General features: G+C 52.7%; 20 protein-coding genes. 15 read left to right on the top strand and 5 right to left on the bottom strand.

The window, feature by feature from the left end; genetic code table 11:
* Positions 1 to 40: 40 nt before the first annotated feature.
* Genes lepA through CJO09_RS02325 form a run of 6 tightly spaced genes read left to right on the top strand, consistent with a single transcriptional unit; the run spans position 41 to position 5,573 of the window.
* Entirely contained in the window at positions 41 to 1,834 is a 1,794-nt protein-coding gene (gene lepA, locus CJO09_RS02350) for a translation elongation factor 4 (protein ID WP_119440910.1), read from the top strand.
* 33 nt (positions 1,835 to 1,867) lie between these two features.
* Positions 1,868 to 2,755, top strand: coding sequence for a signal peptidase I (gene lepB, locus CJO09_RS02345; protein ID WP_119440909.1), 888 nt, complete (start codon positions 1,868 to 1,870; stop codon positions 2,753 to 2,755).
* Positions 2,755 to 3,516 carry a ribonuclease III gene (gene rnc, locus CJO09_RS02340; RefSeq protein WP_119440908.1) on the top strand — a complete coding sequence of 254 codons (762 nt, stop codon included), beginning with the start codon at positions 2,755 to 2,757 and terminating at the stop codon, positions 3,514 to 3,516. Before lepB ends, rnc begins: the two co-directional genes overlap by 1 nt.
* On the top strand, positions 3,513 to 4,400 hold the full coding sequence (gene era / locus CJO09_RS02335) for a GTPase Era (protein ID WP_119440907.1): 888 nt from the start codon (positions 3,513 to 3,515) through the stop codon (positions 4,398 to 4,400). The genes rnc and era overlap by 4 nt, the downstream gene beginning before the upstream one ends.
* Positions 4,393 to 4,980 (top strand): DNA repair protein RecO, encoded by a 588-nt coding sequence (gene recO / locus CJO09_RS02330; protein WP_119440906.1) that lies wholly within the window; start codon positions 4,393 to 4,395, stop codon positions 4,978 to 4,980. Before era ends, recO begins: the two co-directional genes overlap by 8 nt.
* The gene (locus CJO09_RS02325; RefSeq protein ID WP_245961200.1) at positions 4,980 to 5,573 is read left to right on the top strand and encodes a PIN domain-containing protein; all 594 of its coding nucleotides are present in this window, start codon (positions 4,980 to 4,982) and stop codon (positions 5,571 to 5,573) included. Before recO ends, CJO09_RS02325 begins: the two co-directional genes overlap by 1 nt.
* Here CJO09_RS02325 and CJO09_RS02320 read toward each other — a convergent pair.
* The 3 genes from CJO09_RS02320 to CJO09_RS02310 form a co-directional block, all read right to left on the bottom strand.
* Positions 5,541 to 6,251: a Bax inhibitor-1/YccA family protein gene (locus CJO09_RS02320; RefSeq protein ID WP_114419756.1), complete on the bottom strand. Its 711-nt coding sequence runs from the start codon at positions 6,249 to 6,251 to the stop codon at positions 5,541 to 5,543. The genes CJO09_RS02325 and CJO09_RS02320 overlap by 33 nt on opposite strands.
* 118 nt (positions 6,252 to 6,369) lie before the next feature.
* On the bottom strand, positions 6,370 to 6,822 hold the full coding sequence (locus CJO09_RS02315) for a DNA polymerase III subunit chi (RefSeq protein WP_119440904.1): 453 nt from the start codon (positions 6,820 to 6,822) through the stop codon (positions 6,370 to 6,372).
* 5 nt (positions 6,823 to 6,827) lie between these two features.
* Positions 6,828 to 8,333, bottom strand: a complete 1,506-nt coding sequence (locus CJO09_RS02310; RefSeq protein WP_119440903.1) for a leucyl aminopeptidase — start codon at positions 8,331 to 8,333, stop codon at positions 6,828 to 6,830.
* A gap of 56 nt (positions 8,334 to 8,389) precedes the next feature.
* On the opposite strand from CJO09_RS02310, the gene lptF reads away from it, so the two are divergent.
* From lptF to CJO09_RS02295, 3 genes are all read left to right on the top strand, one after another.
* Positions 8,390 to 9,499 carry an LPS export ABC transporter permease LptF gene (gene lptF, locus CJO09_RS02305; protein ID WP_119440902.1) on the top strand — a complete coding sequence of 370 codons (1,110 nt, stop codon included), beginning with the start codon at positions 8,390 to 8,392 and terminating at the stop codon, positions 9,497 to 9,499.
* A gap of 92 nt (positions 9,500 to 9,591) precedes the next feature.
* Entirely contained in the window at positions 9,592 to 10,542 is a 951-nt protein-coding gene (locus tag CJO09_RS02300; protein ID WP_114419752.1) for a CysB family HTH-type transcriptional regulator, read from the top strand.
* An 87-nt stretch (positions 10,543 to 10,629) separates the two neighbouring features.
* Entirely contained in the window at positions 10,630 to 10,980 is a 351-nt protein-coding gene (locus CJO09_RS02295; protein ID WP_119440901.1) for a DUF2325 domain-containing protein, read from the top strand.
* On the opposite strand, the gene CJO09_RS02290 is transcribed toward CJO09_RS02295, so the two are convergent.
* The gene (locus tag CJO09_RS02290; protein ID WP_245961199.1) at positions 10,923 to 11,555 is read right to left on the bottom strand and encodes a C40 family peptidase; all 633 of its coding nucleotides are present in this window, start codon (positions 11,553 to 11,555) and stop codon (positions 10,923 to 10,925) included. The genes CJO09_RS02295 and CJO09_RS02290 overlap by 58 nt on opposite strands.
* 218 nt (positions 11,556 to 11,773) lie before the next feature.
* On the opposite strand from CJO09_RS02290, the gene CJO09_RS02285 reads away from it, so the two are divergent.
* Genes CJO09_RS02285 through acs form a run of 3 tightly spaced genes read left to right on the top strand, consistent with a single transcriptional unit; the run spans position 11,774 to position 15,557 of the window.
* Positions 11,774 to 12,181 (top strand): GlcG/HbpS family heme-binding protein, encoded by a 408-nt coding sequence (locus tag CJO09_RS02285; protein ID WP_119440899.1) that lies wholly within the window; start codon positions 11,774 to 11,776, stop codon positions 12,179 to 12,181.
* A gap of 38 nt (positions 12,182 to 12,219) precedes the next feature.
* Positions 12,220 to 13,569: an MFS transporter gene (locus CJO09_RS02280; RefSeq protein ID WP_119440898.1), complete on the top strand. Its 1,350-nt coding sequence runs from the start codon at positions 12,220 to 12,222 to the stop codon at positions 13,567 to 13,569.
* A 5-nt stretch (positions 13,570 to 13,574) separates the two neighbouring features.
* Positions 13,575 to 15,557 carry an acetate--CoA ligase gene (acs, locus tag CJO09_RS02275; RefSeq protein WP_174233140.1) on the top strand — a complete coding sequence of 661 codons (1,983 nt, stop codon included), beginning with the start codon at positions 13,575 to 13,577 and terminating at the stop codon, positions 15,555 to 15,557.
* A 76-nt stretch (positions 15,558 to 15,633) separates the two neighbouring features.
* Here acs and CJO09_RS02270 read toward each other — a convergent pair whose 3' ends face one another.
* Positions 15,634 to 17,280: an electron transfer flavoprotein-ubiquinone oxidoreductase gene (locus CJO09_RS02270; protein WP_174233141.1), complete on the bottom strand. Its 1,647-nt coding sequence runs from the start codon at positions 17,278 to 17,280 to the stop codon at positions 15,634 to 15,636.
* Positions 17,281 to 17,401: 121 nt separating this feature from the next.
* Here CJO09_RS02270 and CJO09_RS02265 point away from each other — a divergent pair, with 121 nt between their 5' ends.
* The 3 genes from CJO09_RS02265 to kdsA all read left to right on the top strand — a co-directional run bounded on the left by CJO09_RS02265 (position 17,402) and on the right by kdsA (position 21,767).
* Entirely contained in the window at positions 17,402 to 19,195 is a 1,794-nt protein-coding gene (locus CJO09_RS02265) for an aminopeptidase P family protein (RefSeq protein ID WP_119440896.1), read from the top strand.
* A gap of 68 nt (positions 19,196 to 19,263) precedes the next feature.
* Entirely contained in the window at positions 19,264 to 20,922 is a 1,659-nt protein-coding gene (locus tag CJO09_RS02260; protein ID WP_119440895.1) for a CTP synthase, read from the top strand.
* Complete coding sequence (gene kdsA, locus CJO09_RS02255; RefSeq protein WP_119440894.1) at positions 20,919 to 21,767, top strand: 3-deoxy-8-phosphooctulonate synthase; 849 nt, start codon at positions 20,919 to 20,921, stop codon at positions 21,765 to 21,767. The genes CJO09_RS02260 and kdsA overlap by 4 nt, the downstream gene beginning before the upstream one ends.
* Positions 21,768 to 21,787 lie beyond the last annotated feature (20 nt).

Here is a 21,787-nt window from a genome sequence, read left to right as displayed (position 1 = left end):
GTGGCTCTCATCTCAGCCCGGATTTTATTCATTCAGGTTTATGAACCACATCCGCAATTTTTCAATTATTGCCCATATCGATCATGGCAAATCCACTTTGGCCGATCGCCTGATTCACCGTTGCGGCGGTCTGCAAGACCGCGAAATGGCTGCGCAAGTACTTGATTCAATGGATATTGAACGTGAGCGTGGCATTACAATCAAGGCTCAAACGGCGTCACTGTCTTATACAGCACAAGACGGAAAAGTCTATGCGTTGAATCTTATCGATACGCCCGGCCACGTCGATTTTTCCTACGAGGTGAGCCGTTCTTTGTCTGCGTGCGAGGGGGCATTGCTTGTTGTTGACGCCTCGCAAGGCGTCGAGGCTCAAACCGTCGCAAATTGTTACACGGCAATTGAACAAGGCGTCGAAGTGATCCCTGTGCTGAACAAAATGGATTTGCCGTCGGCTGAGCCTGAAGCAGCCCGTCAGGAAATTGAGGATGTAATCGGTCTTGATGCATCGGATGCTGTGTTGGCGAGCGCCAAAACCGGTATGGGGATTGATGAAATTCTCGAGCAGGTTGTTGCCAAAGTGCCGCCGCCCAAAGGGGATCCAGACGCTCCGCTACAGGCTCTCATTATCGATTCCTGGTTCGATAATTATGTGGGTGTCGTGATGCTTGTGCGCATTGTGAACGGTGTCTTGAAGCCAAAAGACAAAATTCGCCTGATGGCGACAGGTTTCACACATTTGTGCGAGCAAATCGGCATTTTTACACCGAAATCAGTACCGTGTGAACAGTTATCGGCGGGGCAGGTTGGTTTCGTGATTGCCGGAATCAAAGAGTTGGCTAATGCCAAAGTGGGTGATACGGTTACATTGGCCAACCGTCCCGCCGATAAGCCCTTGCCCGGCTTTAAAGAAGTGAAGCCGCAGGTCTTTGCTGGTCTGTATCCGGTAGAGAGCAGCGAATACGACCAGTTGCGTGATTCTTTGGAAAAATTGCGCCTGAATGATTCTTCGCTGATGTTTGAGCCTGAAGTCTCCCAGGCGCTGGGTTTTGGCTTCCGATGTGGTTTTCTGGGGCTGCTGCACATGGAAATTGTGCAGGAACGGCTGGAACGAGAGTTCGACATGGACATCATCACGACAGCGCCGTCTGTCGTGTACGAGGTTGAGCAGCGTGACGGTACGGTTATTATGGTTGAAAGTCCGTCGCGTATGCCGGAAGTGGGTGCCATAACCGACATTCGTGAGCCCATTGTCAGAGTTACCTTGTTCATGCCACAAGATTACGTGGGGCCGGTCATGGCTTTGTGTAATAACAAGCGGGGTATTCAGGCCGACATGACCTACCACGGGCGCCAGGTACAACTGGTTTACGAAATGCCCCTGGCGGAAATCGTGCTCGATTTCTTCGATCGTTTGAAATCTGTATCGCGTGGCTACGCGTCGATGGATTATGACTTCATCGAATATCGCTCATCCGATGTTGTTCGGGTGGATTTGCTCATTAACGGCGATCGCGTCGATGCCTTGTCAATGATGGTGCACCGAAGCAATGCACGGTATCGCGGGCGCGAGGTCTGTGCCAAAATGCGTGGCTTGATTCCCCGTCAAATGTTCGATATCGCCATTCAGGCGGCGATTGGCTCGGAAATTATTGCGCGTGAAAGTGTTAAGGCTTTGCGCAAGAATGTTTTGGCCAAATGTTATGGTGGCGACATTTCACGTAAGAAAAAACTCCTTGAGAAACAGAAAGCCGGTAAAAAGCGGATGAAACAGGTGGGTAACGTTGAAATTCCGCAGGAAGCGTTTCTTGCCATTCTTCAAGTCGACGACAAGTAATGTTGCGTAGCAGCAATAGGAATAAATAACGATATGAGTTGGGATTTTGCGCTGATTTTGTTTGTTTTGTTGGTCGTTACCGGTGTCGTCTGGTCTCTAGACTATTTTTTCTTGCGATCCCGCCGGCGCCAACGTGCTGCTGCGGAAATGGCGCGTTACGACGCAGCCCCTACGGGCGTTGGATCGGCGGAGGCGGCAAAATTAAGGCGCGAGGCATACGAGAAAGCACATAAAGTGCCGTGGTTTATTGAGTACTGCGTAAGCTTTTTCCCGGTCATTCTGTTTGTGTTTGTTCTGCGTTCATTTATTGTCGAACCCTTTCGCATTCCTTCGGGCTCCATGCTGCCAACTTTGCAAAATGGTGATTTGATTCTGGTAAACAAGTTTGATTACGGTATTCGCTTGCCCGTTATCGACCGCAAAGTGGTGCCTTTGGGAAATCCGGATCGGGGCGATGTAATTGTATTTCGTTATCCGGTTGATACCGATGTAGACTATATCAAGCGTGTGGTGGGCATACCCGGTGATGAGGTGGTCTATCGAAATAAAGTGCTTTATTTGAATGGGCAAGAGGTACCCCTTGAGCGGGCAGGTGAGTTTTACGAGCCTGATCGTTCATCATATGTGGGTGAGTTCATTGAAACGCTGGGGGCGGATACACATCGAATTCTTCTCGACCGTCAACGGCGCCAGGACCTCATGCCCATTACCGACTACCCCTACCGAAAGAACTGCAACTATTTTTCAGGTGGTGTCCGGTGTGTTGTACCCGAAGCGCATTACTTTGTCATGGGTGATAATCGCGACAATAGCCTCGATAGCCGTTATTGGGGCTTTGTGCCCGATGAGAATATCGTCGGTCGTGCGTTCTTTATCTGGATGAATTTCGGTGATCTGGGCCGAATAGGTCGGTTTAACTAATGGAAAAACTTGCAAATCTTGAGAAAGCGCTGGGTTACACCTTTTCCGACCCTTCTTTGCTTGAGCAAGCCTTAACGCACCGAAGCCATAATGCCCGTCACAACGAGCGATTTGAGTTTTTGGGTGATGCCATACTCAATTTTGTGGTGGCGTCTTTATTGTTTCATCAGTTTCCAAAGGTCGATGAGGGCGATTTATCCAGGCTGCGGGCTAATTTGGTTAAACAGGCGTCGTTGGCTGAGATCGCTCAAAACCTTAACTTGTCGAATTTTCTTCGCTTGGGGGAAGGGGAGCTGAAAAGTGGGGGGTTTCGTCGTCCTTCTATTTTGGCGGATGCGCTTGAAGCGGTTTTTGGTGCCGTTTTTCTCGATCAGGGTTTTGACGCGGCGCGTAAGGTTATTGGCGGTTTGTATGCACCCAAGCTGGAGAATGTTGATCCAAAGACACTTGGTAAAGACCCCAAAACCCTTTTGCAGGAAGTACTCCAAGGTCGCAAGCTTGAATTGCCACAATATACCGTTGTCGGCACGCACGGAGCTGCGCATAATCAAATGTTCGATGTTGAGTGTTCGGTACCCAAGCTTGATATAAAAGTGACTGCGTCCGGGTCAAGCCGCCGGGCGGCGGAGCAACTGGCCGCGACACAGGTTATTGCTTTAATTCAGCAAATGGCGCCGGCTAAAGGGGCGGCAGGGCGTGCACGCGCGCGAAAGAACGCGCAACTGACGTTACCGGTCGCCGTATCCCAGGAAAATAAATGAGTTCAGCCTTTCGATGCGGTTTTGTTGCAGTAGTGGGGCGACCCAATGTGGGTAAGTCGACGCTAACCAATGCGTTAATCGGTTCCAAAATATCCATTGTGTCACGTAAGGCGCAAACAACCCGGCATCGTATTAATGGGGTGCTAACGCGCGAGCACGAACAGTTTGTTTTCGTCGATACGCCGGGGTTTCAAACGCGGCATGGCGGTACGATGAACCGTATGATGAATCGTGTCGTTACCCAGGCGTTGGCCGATGTTGATGTTGTGTTGCATGTGGTTGAGGCCGGCAAGTGGTCCAAGGGCGATGAAGAGTTGTTACCGCTGTTGCCGACGTCGCAGAAAACTATTCTTGTGCTTAGCAAGGTCGACCAGTTGAAAGACAAAAACAGTCTTTTTGGGTTTGTAAACGATTTGATGGCTAAGCATCCTTATGCAGCAGTCGTTCCGGTTAGCGCGGTCAAGGACATGCAACTTAACGTGCTGCTCGATGAAATTGCTGCGCGTTTGCCCGAGGGCGAACCGATGTTCGAAGCCGATACACTTACCGACCGCCCGATGCGCTTCATTGTGGCCGAACTGATCCGTGAGAAAGTATTTCGCCTGGTGGGTGATGAACTGCCTTACGCTTGTACCGTTGTGATAGAGCAATGGGAGGAGCACGAGCGCGGTGCCCGGATTGCAGCGTGCATTGTTGTTGAGCGCGAAACGCATCGTCCGATTTTGCTGGGAGCTCAGGGCATGCATATGAAACGTATTGCCACCGAAGCTCGTCAGGATATTGAAAAACTACTTGAAAAGCCGGTACATCTTGAGGTGTATATAAAGGTCCGAAAAGGGTGGTCGGCGCGCGAGTCTTCACTGCGCGATTTGGGATATGAGTAAACGGGTTATCCGGGTTACGCATAGCTTGGCCTATCTGCTTCATGCTGTTCCCTGGCGTGAAACGTCTTTATTGATTCAGGTGTTTTCGCGTGATCACGGCATTGTTGCGATGGTCGCCAAAGGGGCAAAACGCCCTTACTCGTCGTTACGCAGTGTATTGGCCGGGTTTCAGCCTTTGCATTTGTCGTGGTCGGGTGGTGGGGATGTAAAGACCCTCACACGTGCTGATAACGCAGGGCTCAGGCCATTGTCGGGGCGAACGCTCATGTCGGCGTGGTATATGAACGAGTTGCTGCTCTCGCTTTTACCGCGCGAAGATCCGCATCCCGCATTATTCGAGGCTTATGATGCCGCGCTGATACAACTGGCTGCGGGATCCGCTGCTGCGTCGGCACTGCGTCGGTTCGAATGGATTCTTTTACATGAGACCGGTTATGGCCTGGAGGGTGCCCCTCCTGATTTCGACGATCCCGCCTCTGAGCCGGAACTGCGGCGTAGTCTTCGCGAACGCATTGATTCCTTGCTGGTAGGCCGACCGTTGCGTACGCGGGCGGTGTTAATGGCGCTGCAAAGGTTGTGATGTCTACACTGCCTCGTTTTGTGGTGCTCGATACCTGTGTGCTCATTTCCAATGTTCTACGCCCTGTGCTGTTGCGCCTGGCTGCTGAAAATGTTTTTTGCGTAGCCTGGAGTCCGGTAATCGCTGATGAATGGTGCCGCACAGCTGAACGTCTTTGGTCTGTGCCGAATGAGGTTATTCGTGCTCAGTGGTTAGCCTTACAATCAGATTTTCCTAATGCAGATCAGGGGGATGTGTCGGCATATAAAGCGGGTTTGAAATACAGCGACCCTAAAGATTGGCATGTTATTGCAGTGGCCCGCGCTGTTCAGGAGCAGCACGCAGGCTGCCCAGTGGGCATCCTGACCCGAAATATGAAAGATTTCAACCGCAGTGAGTTACGTCGGCTGGGTATCCAGCGGTGGGAGCCCGATGCGTTCCTGGCGTTATGTTTTCAAACACACGGCGAGCTTGTATATGAAGCCTTGAGTGCGCTTCTGGGAGATAAAAAAACGGCTCGCCGTTATGACGAGCCGCTGATTGAAATGCTAAAGCGGGAACGCTTGTTCCGTTTAAACCGCCTAATCGCCGTCGCCACCAAAAATGCCCAATAACATGAGCAAGTTGGCGAATATGTTGTATAGGTCGAGATAAACCGCCATTGTTGCAGAGACGTAATTGGTTTCGCCTCCGTTCACAATGCGCTGCAAGTCGACCAGTAGCAGGACGGAAAATAGCCCGATGGCGATCACTGAAATAGTCAGCATTAAGGCCGGCAGTTGCAGGAAAACGTTAGCGACCGCCGCCACGATCAACAGAATGACGCCGATGAACAGGAATTTTTGCAGGTGAGTGAAATCACGCTTTGTTGTGGTGGCAATACTGGCCATTGCGCCAAATACAACAGCTGTGCCGCCGAAAGCCATCATGATTAACTGGGTGCCGTTACCCATGCCTAATATAAACCCAATGAGTCGGGAGAGCATCAGGCCCATGAAAAACGTGAAGGCAAGTAGAAACGCAACCCCTATACTGCTGTTCTTGTTCTTTTCAACCAGGTACATAAGGCCAAATGCACCTACAAAGAACAAGATGAGACTCATACCGGGGCTGGATGCCATCGCCGAGTTAATGCCGGTGGCAACACCCACCCAGGCGCCCAAAACAGTAGGAATCAAGGACAACGCCAGGAGCCAGTACGTATTACGCAAAACACGATTACGTACAACCTCTTGGGAGGCCGCACCGTAGGTTTCCCGGCCAGGGAAAGAGGGTTGACGGGAGTCGCTCATAGTGAATCCTTTTAATTGAGTGTCGTGATCGTAAAAAAATTTTTTGATCGCAGTGTATCTGACCTGCAAATACACCAAGAGTTCCTAGTTGGAAGCTTAACTGACACCATGCTGAACATCAAGTGGGTTTGCGTGCGGAAAGGTCATGTGCATGGAGCTCGTGGCCGTCATTTTTGTAATCAAGCCAGCGTTGTCGTGCCGGCTCAATGTCGCCTTGTTGCAAACTGACAATTTCAAGAATACGTTCAAATTGATGTGCGGTGGGGGGGCATGCCGCATCAAGGTTGAGCAGCCATACGGGCTGAGTGTCAGCCTGCGTGTGCATGGCCGGTTCAGGCGGCCTTGTGGTCAGTAACACCGGCGTGCATGAAGCCAGGGGGTCGTCCGCATCGACATGAGGGATAAATGCATCCGGCTCAAACGACCATAACAACTGGTCGAATTGCCCCAAAAATTCGGCTTGACTGCAGTAAATCAGTAAAAGACGGCCCTGCTGGTGGTGTTTGCGAACCACCTCGCAGGCGGTTCGCAAACGATCCTGGGCACCGAATGCAAAATCGATTCGTGCCATTACGCTCAATTCTGGTTAAGCAGAAATTGAATGAGCAGTGGTACAGGGCGGCCTGAAGCACCTTTTTCTTTGCCGCTGCGCCATGCCGTACCGGCAATGTCGAGGTGAGCCCAGTCATAGGCTTTGGTATAGCGTGACAAGAAACACGCCGCAGTCACCGACCCAGCGGGTGGCCCACCAATATTGGCCATGTCGGCAAAATTAGACCGTAATTGCTCCTGATAGGCTTCATCAAGTGGAAGGCGCCATGCGGGATCATTGGTTTGCCGCCCGGCTGTTTGCAATTGTGTTGCAAGCTCATCGTTCGGTGAGAAAAGGCCCGTATTGACATGGCCCAGCGCGACAACACATGCACCGGTAAGCGTGGCGATATCGATCACTGCCTGGGGTTTGAACCGCTCAACATAAGTGAGCGCATCACACAAAACCAGGCGACCTTCGGCGTCGGTATTAAGAATTTCAATTGTTTGCCCTGACATGCTGGTAACCACATCGCCAGGTTTGTTTGCGCGCCCACTGGGCAGGTTTTCGCATGCGGGGATGACGCCAATCACTGAATGGTTCAGTTCCAACTCGGCAACCGCCCGCATGGCGCCCAGCACACTTGCCGCACCGCACATGTCGTATTTCATCTCGTCCATGTTTGCGCCGGGTTTAATGGATATCCCTCCCGAGTCGAACGTAATGCCTTTACCGACAAGTACGTAGGGCTTCTTGCCGCGCGCCGTTTTCGTTTTTCCGGCGGGAGGGGTGTACTTCAGGACAATAAATGCGGGAGGTTCGTCTGAGCCTTTGGCAACCGACAGGAACGCATTCATCTTGAGATCCTGAATCTGTTTTAGCCCTAAGACTTCAGCTTTCAACGTTTTGAACTCTTTTGACAGTTTCTTCGCGGTTTGGCCCAGGTAGGTGGGGGTACAAACATTGCCCGGCAAATCGCCCAGCAAACGGGTGAGCTGCATACCGTTGCCGATTGCCTGTCCGGCTTGCAGGCCCAGTTTTGCCTGGGCGGCGTCGCCACGACTGACCCATTGCGCTATTTTTTTTAATTTGGCGGGTTTGTTGCGGTTTTCTTTCCCCAGCGTGGCATCATAGTGATAAGTGGCCTGGCCGGCTGCGGTTGCGGCAATTTGGGCGCGCTGCCGAATTCCCGTTTCCTGGTAATCGAGGCTTGCAAGGGTGGACACACCTTCTGCGACCTGGGCCTGAATACAATATTTTGCAAATGCCAGTTCGGCATTTGCATGAATTTTGCTGTTGTAGCTGTCTTGTTTGCCTAACCCGATTAAAATGATCCGCTCGGCGGCAATGCCGTCGAGGTTTCTAAGCAGGGTTTGGGTCCCGGCCTTGCCGGGAAATTCGCTTTTAACAACACGCGATAGTGCGCCGTTGCAGGCTTGATCGAGCAGTTGCGCAGGTTGTGTAAGCTGGCCTTCGGCAAAAACGCCGACAGCCAGTGCCGCGGTTTTAATTTGGTTCGGTGCTGCGTTGGTTTGTGTGCTGAATTCCATATAAGCTTTCCGTAGTTGATCGGCAGAGTGTTGTTGATTATCTCGCATTTTTGTTTATGTCTCTATTCAAACGATCTGTCGTATCCGAAATCATGAGTCATGCCGGCGTGGTTTTTTCCACGTTATTGGTGGTTTGGCTTAGTGTCCTGCTGGTTCGGTTGTTGGGCGACGCGGCCAGCGGCAGCATTGGTGCCGACGTTGTGTTCGGCCTGGCGACGTTTTCAAGTATTACCGCCTTGCCGGTTATTTTGTCGGTTTCATTGTTTATTGCTGTTCTTACCACCGTAACACGTAATTTTCGTGAGTCTGAAATGGTAGTGTGGTTCGCCAGCGGCCTGTCGTTAAAAGACTGGATTGGGCCGGTGATGCGTATTGCCGTGCCGGCGGCCATGCTTATTGCTTTTCTTACCTTGTTCGCGTCGCCGTGGGCCTATCGGCAAATTGCTGAGTATCGTCAGCGTTATGAGCAGCGATCTGATTTGTCCAAAGTGACGGCCGGGCAATTTATTGAAACAGAGAACGGCGCGCGGGTGTTTTTTGCAGAAGAGCCTGTGAATGAAGGCGATGAGCTGGGTAAGGTTGTGGCCCGGATTAAAGATGATGGCTGGCTGAGCGTGGTAACCGCCAATAGCGCTCGGGTTGAAACCCAGGATAACGGTGATCGTTTTTTGGTTTTGTCGGAAGGGCACCGTTACGATTTGAAGCCGGGTCAAACTGAATTCCGTTTGCTTGATTTTCAACGCTATGGTTTTCGCCTTGAAGGGGAGAGCGATACCACCCCCGAAGCGTTGCGTGCACAGGCAGAGAGTCAGATAAAGGCGCGTCCCACGCAACAATTGTTCAGTGACGATAACGATAACGCCGACTCTCAAATCATGTGGCGTCTCGCTTTACCGCTTGCTGCATTGAATCTGGCTTTGCTGGCGATTCCATTAGGCGCGGTGAATCCGCGCCTGGGGCGCTCCGGTGATGTCTTGATTGCGGGTTTGGTGGGCTTGCTGTACATGAACTTGATTAACCTGTCGCGTGGCTGGATCGGCACAGGCCAACTGAACTTTTATGTGGGTATTTGGCTGGTTCACGCCATTTTTCTTGCTTTAATGGTGTTCATGATGTGGCGCAAGTTACGTATTCGCGCGCCGAAGCCTCCCAAGCCCGCATCCTGATCAACCTGCTTTTTGTGTATAGTCTTATTACTGAATATTATTTGAATTTGTTTCTATATTACGTATAATTTTGCCCCTATACGGGGTAAAAAATGAATCTTCAGCAATTTCGCTTCGTGCGAGAAACCATTCGACGCAACTATAATTTAACGGAAGCCGCCCGCTCTTTGTACACGTCCCAGCCAGGAGTGTCGAAGTCGATTATTGAATTCGAGGAGGAGCTGGGCGTCAAAATATTCGAGCGTCATGGGAAACGTATTAAAGGTTTGACCAAACCGGGCGCTGTCGTAGCTCAGGTTATTGAACGCATCATGCGCGAGGTGGATAACCTAAAAAAGGTCAGTGACGAGTTTGCTCAGAAAGACGAAGGTGGCTTGGTTATTGGTTGTACTCACGCCCAAGCGCGGTATTTGTTGCCCAAGGTGATTCCCGCGTTTCGGGCCCGTTTCCCCAAGGTCAGAATGTCGTTGGCGGAAGGAAACCCTCCCACTTTGGCGCAAATGGTGCTGCATGAACAAGCCGATCTTGCCATTGCTACCGAGTCGCTGGCACACACGCCGGGCCTGGTTGCCTTGCCGGTTGTTTCATGGGAGCACGTTGTTGTGGTGAAACCGGATCATCCTTTAACGGAGCTGACGTCGTCGCAGGCGCGCAATTTAACGCTGGAACAACTGGCGCAATATCCCATCGTTACGTATGATCGCCAGTTTTCCGGGCGTCGTGTCATCGATGAAGTTTTTGAATCTCGTCATATCACCCCCGACATCGTTCTGGAAGCAATTGATGCCGACGTTATTAAAACTTATGTCGACGTCGGCCTGGGAATCGGCATTATCGCGGGTATTGCCTATGACCCGCGCCGAGACAAAGGTTTGGTGGGTATTCCCGTTGGGCATTTGTTCGGAACCCATGTAACCCGCGTAGCGATGAAGCAGGGTGTATTTTTACGTGATTATGTTTATGCTTTGCTGGAAATGCTGGCACCCGAGCTCACACGCGAAGTCGTGCAACAGGCCTTGGAGAAAACGCCTGCACCCGAATAAATAATTTTACTGTTGTTGTTGATACTGATTGACAATACAAATAAGAATGATTATCGTTTGTCTTAATTTGAAGACAAAGGGATCATTATGACGACGTGTGTAAATGCGGTAATTGTGGGTGCCGATCGCTTAGGCAATATTCCTGATTTGTTGAAGGGCCATAATATTTCTATTCACCGGCATATCAGTGGCCGGGATCCCGCCCATCAGAAGAAAAATCTGCAATTGCCCTCAGGCACGGATTTATTAATTTTGTTAACTGATTTTCTGGGCCATAACGTAATGAAAACGTTCCGGATGGCAGCCCAGCGTTCTGGTGTAAGGGTTGTGGCTTGCCGCAGATCGGTGTGTTGTATGCAGAAGGCGCTGATGCAATGCGGCTATTGCAGCGAAGCTGAGTGCAAGGTTTCAGGCCCGAGCCGGCGCGCGCCGTTATAGCGCTTCTTCCAGTATGCAATGTCCATGCTTTCCACCCTTACCTGGGCGCCCCGGCGGGGCGCATGGACGAATTCTTTATTTCCCAGGTAAATGCCTACATGTGAGAAGCGACTGCCCAAGGTGTTAAAAAACACCAAATCACCTTTGCGCAGTTCCGATTGTTTAACCGCGATACCCTGGCGGGCGATGTCGGCTGAGCGACGGGGCAATTTCAAGCCGAGCGATTTTTCGGCAGCGTAAATAACCAGGCCACTGCAGTCGAAGCCGGTGTCGGGCTCATCGCCGCCGAATTTGTAGTCGACCCCTAAATGTTCCAACGCGGCGCTGGCAAGCGCGCGCGAATCGTTGTAATACGTTTCAGAGGCCCGACTAAGGCCGAAATCGTTTTTGGCCAAATAAGCCCCCAGCGGATCGGAGCGCAAATGTGCCTGATAAGCTTCGCGGCCGGCACCGGCTTGAGAACCTGGGTCGGTAGACGCGCACCCTGCCAAAAAAGTGGCCGCAGCGAGGACGAATACTTTTACACCAACCGAGATGATTGGCGTGCGACGTTGACTCCCAGATAAAACTGGCACGTTATCCGACATGGTTCCCCGATAAAAGGCCTAAGTATTTTGGCCTGTTGCTGGTTGGCGTTTTTTGCGTGCCCGAGTTTAACTAAAACTTTGTGTCAGGTAAAGCCTCAAATGTTACAAATCGCACGTGTTGCGCCGTTCGGGTTGTGATGGGGAACTTATGGCATTATGCGGTTTCATCGTTGAATAACGCATCACATACCAAAGGAGACAGTCCGATGAATACCAAACCTGTACTCGGCGCGAGCGACGTCACAAAAATTTTGTATGCGGCGACTGATTTTGCCAAAACCAATAATTGGGCGGTGGCGATTTCAGTGACCGACGATGGCGGCCATCTGCTAGGTATGGTGCGTCTCGACGGCGCTGCGCCCATGACAGCCAAAATGTCGGAAGCGAAAGCCAGAACAGCGGCAATGGGGCGTCGGGAAACAAAAATCTTCGAAGATATTATTGCTCAAGGGCGTGTTGCGTTCCTGTCGGCGCCCAATCTCGATGGTTTGTTGGAAGGCGGTGTGCCTGTAATGGCAGATGGCCAGGTCATTGGCGCCGTCGGTGTTTCCGGCGTGAAATCGTCTGATGACGCCGAAATTGCGCGTGCCGGGATTGCCGCGCTTAAGCTTTAATTCCAACCAGTTTTAAGCAACGTGCTGTACTGCGATACATGACGGGGTCAGTCAAAACAACCCCTGAGTCCTCAGCATTTACGAACGCGCTGCGTCCCGGCGTGCGTCGTCGGGAGTTGTGGGCTTGGGCGATGTACGATTTCGCCAACTCAGGCTACACCACAGTTGTTCTGACCACGGTGTTCAACAGCTATTTTGTGTCGGTGGTCGCCCAGGGGCAGTCGTGGGGCACTCTCGCGCTCACAGCGGCCTTGTCAGTATCGTATTTACTGGTCATGTTCACCATGCCGTCTTTGGGTGCGTATGCCGATGCAAATGGGAAGAAGCGTCGTGTTTTATTCTTGAGCACGCTTGGTTGTGTGGCGGCCACGGCCATGTTGGCAGTGGTTGGGCCTGGCGCTGTGTTGCTGGGGCTGGTGATTTTGGCCGTATCGAATTATTGTTACTGTGTGGGTGAGTCGGTTATTGCCGCGTTTCTGCCGGAAATTGCACAGCCTAATGCGTTGGGTCGTGTCTCAGGCTGGGGCTGGGGGTTTGGTTACTTTGGCGGTATGCTGGCTTTGGGGTTGTCGTTATATATCGTTACGTCACTTGCCGCCGGAGGGTTTGAAGCCCCTCAGTATGTCGCAATCGTCATGCTGTTCACGGCTGGTCTGTTTGCGTTGTCAGCCCTGCCATCGTTCCTTTTGTTGCACGACCGCTCGTTGCCGAATCGGCGCCCACGTTCCGCCCCGCTTAAACAATTGAAGCAAGCCTGGCGGGAAACATCCAGCTTTTTCCCCGATTTTCGCCTGTTGCTGATATGTGGGGCGTTTTATCAAGCAGGGATCGCCGTAGTGGTGACACTTGCCGCAGTGTATGCCAATCAGGCCATGGGGTTTACCATGGCCAAAACAATGTTACTGGTTTTTGTGGTGAATATCGCTGCGGCGGCAGGAGCCCTGACGTTTGGACACTTTCAGGATCGGGCGGGTCATAAAAAAGCGCTTGCTTTGACCCTGATGGGTTGGATTCTGATGGTGTTGGTCGCCTATGCCGCAGTCAGTGAATGGATATTCTGGGTCGCTGCCGGATTGGCCGGCTTATGCATGGGTACAAGTCAGAGCGCCGGGCGCGCCATGGTGGGCGCGTTGGCGCCACAGGGTCGGTTGGCGGAATTTTATTCGCTTTGGACGTTCGCCATACAGTTGGCGGCTGTCGTGGGTCCGTTCACTTACGGCCTGGTTACCTGGCTAACCGATGGCAACCATCGGCAGGCGCTCTTGGTAACCGGTTTGTTTTTTGTTGCGGGTTTGGTGGTGTTACAAAGGCTTGATTTTGCGCGCGGCATCAAGGTGCGCGATACTTACTCTCTGTCAGGCCATGAAAATTCATTGAACGAGGAGTAATGAGAATGGCATCTACAGATATTAAATCGGTGCTGGTTGAAAATCGTGTGTTTCCACCGTTTGCCGACATAGAGAAAAACGCAACCATTTCCGGTATGCAGGCTTACGACGATCTGGTAAAGGAAGCACAGCAAGATCCGAATGAGTTTTGGGGGCGTCTGGCCAAAGAACATCTTAATTGGACCACCCCCTTCACGCAGGTGCTCGATGAGTCTGAGGCGCCGTTCTATAAATGGTTTTCCGACGGTGAGTTGAATGTGTCGGCTAATTGCCTTGACCGCCATCTGGGAACGCCAACCGAAAATAAAACCGCCATTATTTTTGAAACCGACGACGGCAAGGTGCTGCGAGTTACCTATCGTGAACTCTACGATCGGGTATGTGAGTTTGCCAACGGCTTGAAAGCGTTGGGCTATAAAAAGGGCGATCGTGCCATTATTTATCTGCCGATGTCGATCGAGGCGGTGGTGGCCATGCAGGCATGCGTCCGGTTGGGCATGATCCATTCGGTTGTATTCGGTGGCTTCTCTTCCAAAAGTATTCATGAGCGTTTGGTGGATGTAGGAGCGTCGCTGGTGATTACCGCCGATGAGCAAATGCGGGGTGGAAAAACCATTGCATTAAAGCCGGCGGTTGATGAAGCCATAGCCACGGGTGGTTGCCAGGCCGTACGCCACGTCGTCGTTTATAGACGCACCGGAGGCAACGTGCAGTGGCATGAAGGGCGCGACCTTTGGATGCATGATGTATGCCAGGGCCAGGCCGGGCCGTGTGAGCCGGTGCCGGTTAATGCCGAGCATCCGTTGTTCATTCTCTATACCTCGGGCTCAACAGGCAAGCCCAAGGGCGTTCAGCATGCTTCGGCGGGCTATTTGTTGTGGGCTTCTCTTACGGTGAAATGGGCCTTCGATGCCAAAGAGTCCGATGTTTACTGGTGTACCGCCGACGTTGGCTGGATTACAGGTCATACTTATATTGTGTATGGGCCTTTGGCGGCAGGTGTTACCCAGGTGATGTTCGAGGGCGTACCTACTTATCCCAATGCGGGCCGTTTTTGGGAGATGATTCAACGACACGAAGTGAGCATCTTTTATACGGCGCCGACGGCGATTCGTTCGCTTATCAAAGCGGCGGAAGCACAGCCGGAATGTCACCCGCGCAAATACGATTTGAACAGTTTGCGCATCATCGGTTCGGTAGGCGAGCCCATTAACCCCGAAGCCTGGATGTGGTATTTCAAGGAGGTGGGTCGAGAACGCTGCCCCATTCTGGATACGTGGTGGCAAACTGAAACCGGGGGTCACATGATCACGCCTTTGCCGGGCGTGACACCGCTGAAACCGGGCTCGTGCACCTTGCCGTTGCCGGGTATCGAGATGGCTATTGTTGATGAGACCGGCACCGATGTTAAGTCCGGCACCGGGGGTTTTTTGGTTGTGAAGCGCCCCTGGCCCGCTATGATTCGAACCATTTGGGGTGACCCAGAGCGTTTCAAGAAAAATTATTTCCCGCCGGAAATGAAAGGTTATTACCTTGCCGGCGATGGCGCGCAACGTGATACCGATGGGTACTTCTGGATTATGGGTCGCGTCGACGACGTGTTAAATGTATCAGGCCATCGCTTGGGTACGATGGAAATTGAGTCTGCCCTGGTGTCCCATTCGTTGGTGGCGGAGGCGGCGGTAGTAGGGCGGCCGGATGATACGACGGGCGAGGCTATTGTGGCGTTTGTTGTGTTGAAACGGAGTTTGCCTGAGGGTGACGAGGCAGCAAAAATTGCCAAAGAGCTGCGCGATTGGGTGGCCAAGGAAATTGGCCCGATTGCCAAGCCGAAAGATATCCGTTTCGGTGAAAATTTACCGAAAACCCGGTCAGGCAAAATTATGCGGCGTTTGTTGCGCAACGTAGCCCGGGGCGAGGAAATTACGCAAGACGTTTCCACGCTTGAAAACCCAACAATTCTCGACCAGTTATCGCAGTCGGTTTAAAGCCGGATCGGATGTGGTTTAGGTAAAAAAAGGGGCGCCTCTGCGAACATGAGGCGCCCCTTTTTTATGCGGCTTTTTACATGCCGTTGTAAACCGGTCCTTCGCCCCCTTGGGGTGTTACCCAAACAATGTTTTGTGTAGGGTCCTTTATATCGCAGGTTTTGCAATGCACACAGTTCTGCGCGTTAATCTGTAATTGATCTTCACCGTTTTCCGTTTTCACGAATTCATATACGCCTGCCGGGCAATAGCGCGCTTCCGGCCCACCATACTTTGCCAGATTCACGGCCACCGGAACCGAAGCGTCTTTCAACGTTAAATGAATCGGCTGGTTTTCCTCGTGGTTGGTGTTCGACAAAAATACTGAGCTGAGTTTGTCGAAGGTGAGCTTGCCGTCGGGTTTGGGGTAGTCGATACGGGCGCATTCCGCGGCCGGCTGCAAACAGGCGTGGTCGGGTTTGGTACGGTGGATTGTCCAGGGCATTTTGCCTTTCAGCAACCACTGTTCTACGCCTGTCATGACGGTGGCGACTGTACGGCCTTTCTTGAACCATTGTTTGAAGTTACGTGACTTGTTGAGCTCTTCATAAAGCCACGATTTTTCGAATGCCTGTGGGTAAGCGGTTAGTTCGTCGCGGCTACGCTCGGCGGCCAGCGCGTCGAACGCGGCTTCGGCTGCCAGGGCGCCGGTTTTAATGGCCGCATGGCTTCCTTTGATGCGTGATGCGTTCAGAGTGCCCGCCTCACAGCCCACCAGTACTCCCCCGGGGAAACAAAGCTTTGGTAGAGATAGCAGGCCGCCGGCAGTAAGCGAGCGGGCACCATAGGCAATGCGCTTGCCCCCTTCAAACGTTGAACGAATGGCCGGGTGCGTTTTATACCGTTGGAACTCTTCGTAAGGAGAGAGCCACGGGTTGGCGTAGTCCAGACCAACGACCAGCCCCACCACAACCAGATTGTTGTCGAGGTGATACAGGAAAGAGCCGCCGTAGGTATCGGCATCGAGCGGCCATCCGGCAGTGTGAACGACCAGACCGGGTTTGGATTGTGAAGGGTCGACCTCCCACATTTCCTTGATGCCGATTGCGTAGCTTTGCGGATCTTTACCTTGATCGAGTTTAAAGCGTTCGATTAACTGGCGCCCCAGTTGGCCGCGCGAGCCTTCGGCAAAAATGGTGTACCGCGCATGCAGTTCCATGCCGGGCTGGTAATTAGGTGTTTCAGAGCCGTCGCGCGCCACACCCATATCGCCGGTGGCCACCCCTTTTACAGCGCCATTTTCGTCGTACAGCACTTCAGCGGCCGAAAAGCCGGGGAAAATTTCCACGCCCAGCGCCTCAGCTTGTTCGCCCAGCCATTGGGTTACTTCGCCCAGGCGGACAACATAGTTGCCGTGGTTTTGAAAACATTCAGGCAATAGCCAGTTTGGGGTTGCCCGTGCGCCTTTTTGCGTCAGGAAGAGGAATTTGTCCTCCTTGACTTCGGTATTCAGCGGTGCACCTTTTTCTTTCCAGTCGGGGATCAGCTCGGTGAGTGCTTTCGGATCCATGACCGCGCCCGACAAAATATGGGCGCCGACTTCCGATGCCTTTTCCAGGACACAGACATTGATGTCTTGACCTTTATCGTTGGCGAGTTGTTTCAGGCGGATGGCGGCAGACAAGCCGGCCGGCCCGGCGCCGACCACCACTACGTCGTATTCCATCGATTCGCGTTCAGCCATGGATGTTGACCTCCGTTATATGTTTTCTGTGGGCGTATACTTTGTGCATTGTACTTCCGATATGGCCTGCCTGCGCGTTTGAAGCGTGTGCACGGTCGGCTTGACGAACAAGAAGGTGTGAATGTCTGAAACTCAATTTGTCATCAAAAAGCGGATTCAGCACTTGCGTGAATTGATGTTTTCCCGGGGGGTGAAGGCTTGTGTGGTTCTCTCGGCCGATCCGCATTTGTCTGAGTACCTGCCCGAGCATTGGCAGGCTCGTGCCTGGTTAAGTGGATTTCAGGGGTCGGCCGGCACACTGCTGGTAACGCCCGAGTTTGCGGGATTATGGACCGACAGCCGCTATTGGGAGCAAGCGATTGTTGATCTTGCCGGTACTGACATTGAGCTTATGCGGGCCGGGCAAGAGGGTGTGCCGTCGCCTCCAGATTGGCTCGTTTTGAATCTGGCGGCCGGAGACTGCGTGGCCGTCGATGGTGATACGCTCAGCGTTGCCGCTCATCGGCAGTGGTTGCAGGTCTTGTCTGGTTCAGCGATTCGTCTGCAAACCGATCTCGATTTGCCGGGCGAGGTTTGGGCGGATCGCCCTGCGTTGCCGTATGCGCCGGTTTATGCTCACGCATCACACTTTGCGGGTCGAAGTCGTGCCGACAAGCTGGCGGCGGTTCGCAAGGAAATGAGCGAAAAGAAAGCGCAGTGGCATTGGTTGTCGTCGCTCGACGATATTGCCTGGATATTGAATCTGCGTGGGCAGGATGTGGCTTATAACCCGGTTTTTCTCAGTCATTTCTTAATTGGGGAGCACGACGCCCGTCTTTTTATCGACCAATCCAAAATTGCGGATGAATTGCGACGTGATCTTGAGATGGATGGCATTGTGCTGGAGTCTTACGACGCTTTGGCCGGTGTACTTGCCTGCTTGCCGGAGTCGGATACTTTGTTGTTCGATCCGGCTCGAACGACGGCGGGGCTCTTGTCGTCGGCAGCGTTTGTTAAACAATGCGAGGCTGACAATCCTTCGCAAATAATGAAGGCATGCAAGACCGAAGCGGAACTGGCCCACATTCGCGAGACCATGGAAATGGATGGTGCGGCGTTGTGTGAGTTTTTTGCCTGGTTCGAAGAACACGTTGGGAAGGAAAGAGTGTCTGAGCTCATGGTGGATGAGCGCATTACCGCCGCGCGTGCCCGTCGGCCGCATTTCGTCTGCCCCAGCTTTTCCACGATTGCTGCGTTTAACGCCAATGGCGCCATGCCGCACTATCAGGCTACTGAGCAGTCTCACGCCTGGATAGAGGGGGATGGCTTGCTGCTGATCGACTCGGGAGGGCAGTACCTGGGAGGTACAACAGATATCACCCGGGTTGTTCCCATCGGCACGCTCAGCGCATCCCAGAAACATGATTACACTTTAGTGCTTAAAGGGATGATTGCTTTGTCTCAGGCGGTGTTTCCGAAAGGGGTGGCCGGCTCGACGCTCGATGTGCTTGCACGCATGCCTCTTTGGCAGTCAGGGTTGGAGTTTGGCCACGGTACGGGGCATGGTGTGGGGTACTTCCTGAATGTGCATGAGGGGCCGCAATCCATTTCCTATCGCGCTCCACGCGCCGTGCCCATGCAGGTGGGTATGGTGACGTCAAATGAACCGGGGTTGTATCGTCCGGGCCAATGGGGCATTCGTATCGAGAATTTAATTGCCTGCCAACCGGCCCGACAAACTGATTTTGGTGATTTCCTGCAGTTTGAAACGCTTACGCTGTGCCCGATTGATACACGTTGCATTGAGCCCACACTCATGACGGATACCGACAGACAGTGGTTGAACCATTATCATGGGCAAGTACGGCAACGTTTATTGCCGCATGTGAGCGGCGCAGCCAAGAATTGGTTGATCACTCGTACCGAGCCCCTGTAAGGTTGGGGTGTGTCGGCTATAATTTCAATTTCCCGCTACCGCCTGGTGATCCCGGGTGCTGAAAACCGATGACAAAATATGTATTTGTAACGGGTGGGGTGGTGTCTTCGCTAGGCAAAGGCATCGCTGCTGCTTCTCTGGCTGCCATTCTTGAATCGCGCGGTTTGCGCGTCACCATGTTGAAACTGGATCCCTACATTAATGTGGATCCAGGTACCATGAGCCCTTTCCAGCACGGAGAGGTCTTCGTGACTGAAGATGGAGCCGAAACCGATCTCGACCTGGGCCACTACGAGCGCTTTATTTCCACGCGCATGCGCAAGGTGAATAATTTCACCACCGGGCAAATTTATGAGTCCGTCTTGCGCAAAGAGCGCCGTGGCGATTACCTCGGTAAAACGGTTCAGGTCATTCCGCACATCACCAACGAAATCCAGGACTTCATCGCACGTGGCGCCAAGGCGGCTTACGACGGAAATGCCGATATCGCCATTGTGGAAATTGGCGGTACGGTGGGCGACATCGAATCTTTGCCTTTCCTGGAAGCGGCGCGTCAAATGAGCCTGCGCCTGGGGCGCAATCAGGCTGCGTTTGTGCATCTTACTTTGGTGCCTTATATTCCATCGGCCGGCGAACTGAAAACCAAGCCCACCCAGCACTCGGTGCAAAAACTGCGTGAAATCGGTATCTATCCGCATGCTTTGTTGTGCCGCGCCGACCGTCGGATTCCCGACGATGAGCGTGCAAAAATTTCACTGTTTTCAAATGTGCCGCTTGATGCCGTCATCTCGGTTTGGGATGTCGACTCAATTTACAAAATCCCGGCCATGCTGCATGCACAGGGGCTGGACAATCTTGTTTGTGAAGCATTGGCCCTTACCGCCCCTCCGGCTGATTTGTCGGAATGGAATCAGCTGGTTGCGGCTATTGAAAACCCACGCAACGAGATTCGTATCGGCATGGTTGGCAAATACGTTGATTTAACCGAATCATATAAATCATTAACCGAAGCACTGATTCACGCCGGGATTCATACCGAGTCGCATGTTTCCATTGAATATATCGATTCCGAGGTAATAGAAACGCAAGGGCCGGAATGTCTCGCTCATCTCGATGCCATTTTGGTGCCGGGTGGTTTCGGCAAGCGGGGTACCGAAGGCAAAATTGCCGCCATTCGTTATGCCCGTGAAAATAATGTGCCTTATCTTGGCATCTGTTTAGGTATGCAGCTTGCCGTCGTTGAGTTCGCCCGTAACGTGGCGCAGCTGGGTGGCGCGAACAGTACCGAGTTCGACCCTTCCACTCCGCATCCGGTGGTGGCGCTTATTACGGAATGGCAGGACCGCGAAGGGCGGGTTGAAAAGCGCGATGAGTCATCCGACCTGGGCGGTACTATGCGTAAAGGCGCGCAACGCTGCCCCGTTAAACCGGGAACCAGGGCGCAACGCATATACGGAGACGAGGTTTATGAGCGGCATCGTCACCGTTACGAGGTGAATAACGTGTATGTATCACGCCTGGAAGAGTCGGGGTTGGTTATTAGTGCCCGTACACCCACCGAGCAATTGCCTGAAATTATGGAGTTACCTGATCACCCCTGGTTTATGGGCGTGCAGTTTCACCCCGAATTCACATCAACGCCGCGTAGCGGCCACCCGCTGTTTACGAGTTACATCAAAGCGGCGCTTGCGCATCAGGCGCAGCGCAAGCAAAAGGCACTTGTATGAAATTGTGCGGATTCGAAGCGGCGCTAGAAAACCCTTTTTTCCTTATTGCGGGTCCCTGTGTTATTGAGTCGCGCCAAATGGCCTTTGATACGGCCGGCCAACTCAAGGAAATGACCGCCGCCCTTGGAATTCCGTTTATTTACAAAAGTTCGTTTGATAAGGCCAATCGCAGCTCGGGCAAGTCGTTTCGGGGGCCCGGCATGCAAGAGGGCCTGCAAATTCTGGCCGACGTTCGGGCGCAATTGGGCGTGCCGGTTTTAACCGATGTGCATGAGATCAGCCAGGTGAACGAAGTTGCGCAGGTGGTTGATATTATGCAAACCCCGGCGTTTCTGTGTCGGCAAACCGACTTTATCCAGGCTTGCGCCGCAACAGGGAAACCGGTCAATATCAAGAAAGGCCAGTTTCTGGCACCGCATGACATGACACAGGTTGTGAACAAAGCGCGTGAAGCATCTTTGGACGCGGGCCACGACGGCAATAACATACTGGTGTGCGAACGCGGTGTTTCGTTCGGCTACAACAATTTAGTGTCGGATATGCGTTCGTTGGCTATCATGCGTGAAACCGGGTGTCCGGTCGTGTTCGATGCAACGCATTCCGTACAACTGCCGGGTGGGTTGGGAAATGCGTCCGGCGGGCAACGAGAGTTCGTTCCGGTGTTGGCAAGGGCTGCAGTTGCAGTGGGTATTGCGGGCCTGTTTATGGAAACACACCCTGAACCCGAGAAGGCGTTGTCCGACGGGCCCAACGCAGTGCCGTTGCATTTAATGCCCAGTTTATTGAAATCGTTGGTCAGTATCGATCGTTGCGTTAAGGAAAACGGCCTGTTTGCGTTCGATTGACCCTATTAGGCGGAAAGGCT

Origin of the sequence: Neopusillimonas maritima, assembly GCF_003576595.1 — a bacterium.
Lineage (GTDB): Bacteria > Pseudomonadota > Gammaproteobacteria > Burkholderiales > Burkholderiaceae_B > Neopusillimonas > Neopusillimonas maritima.
This window is presented reverse-complemented; position numbering and strand designations above follow the sequence as displayed.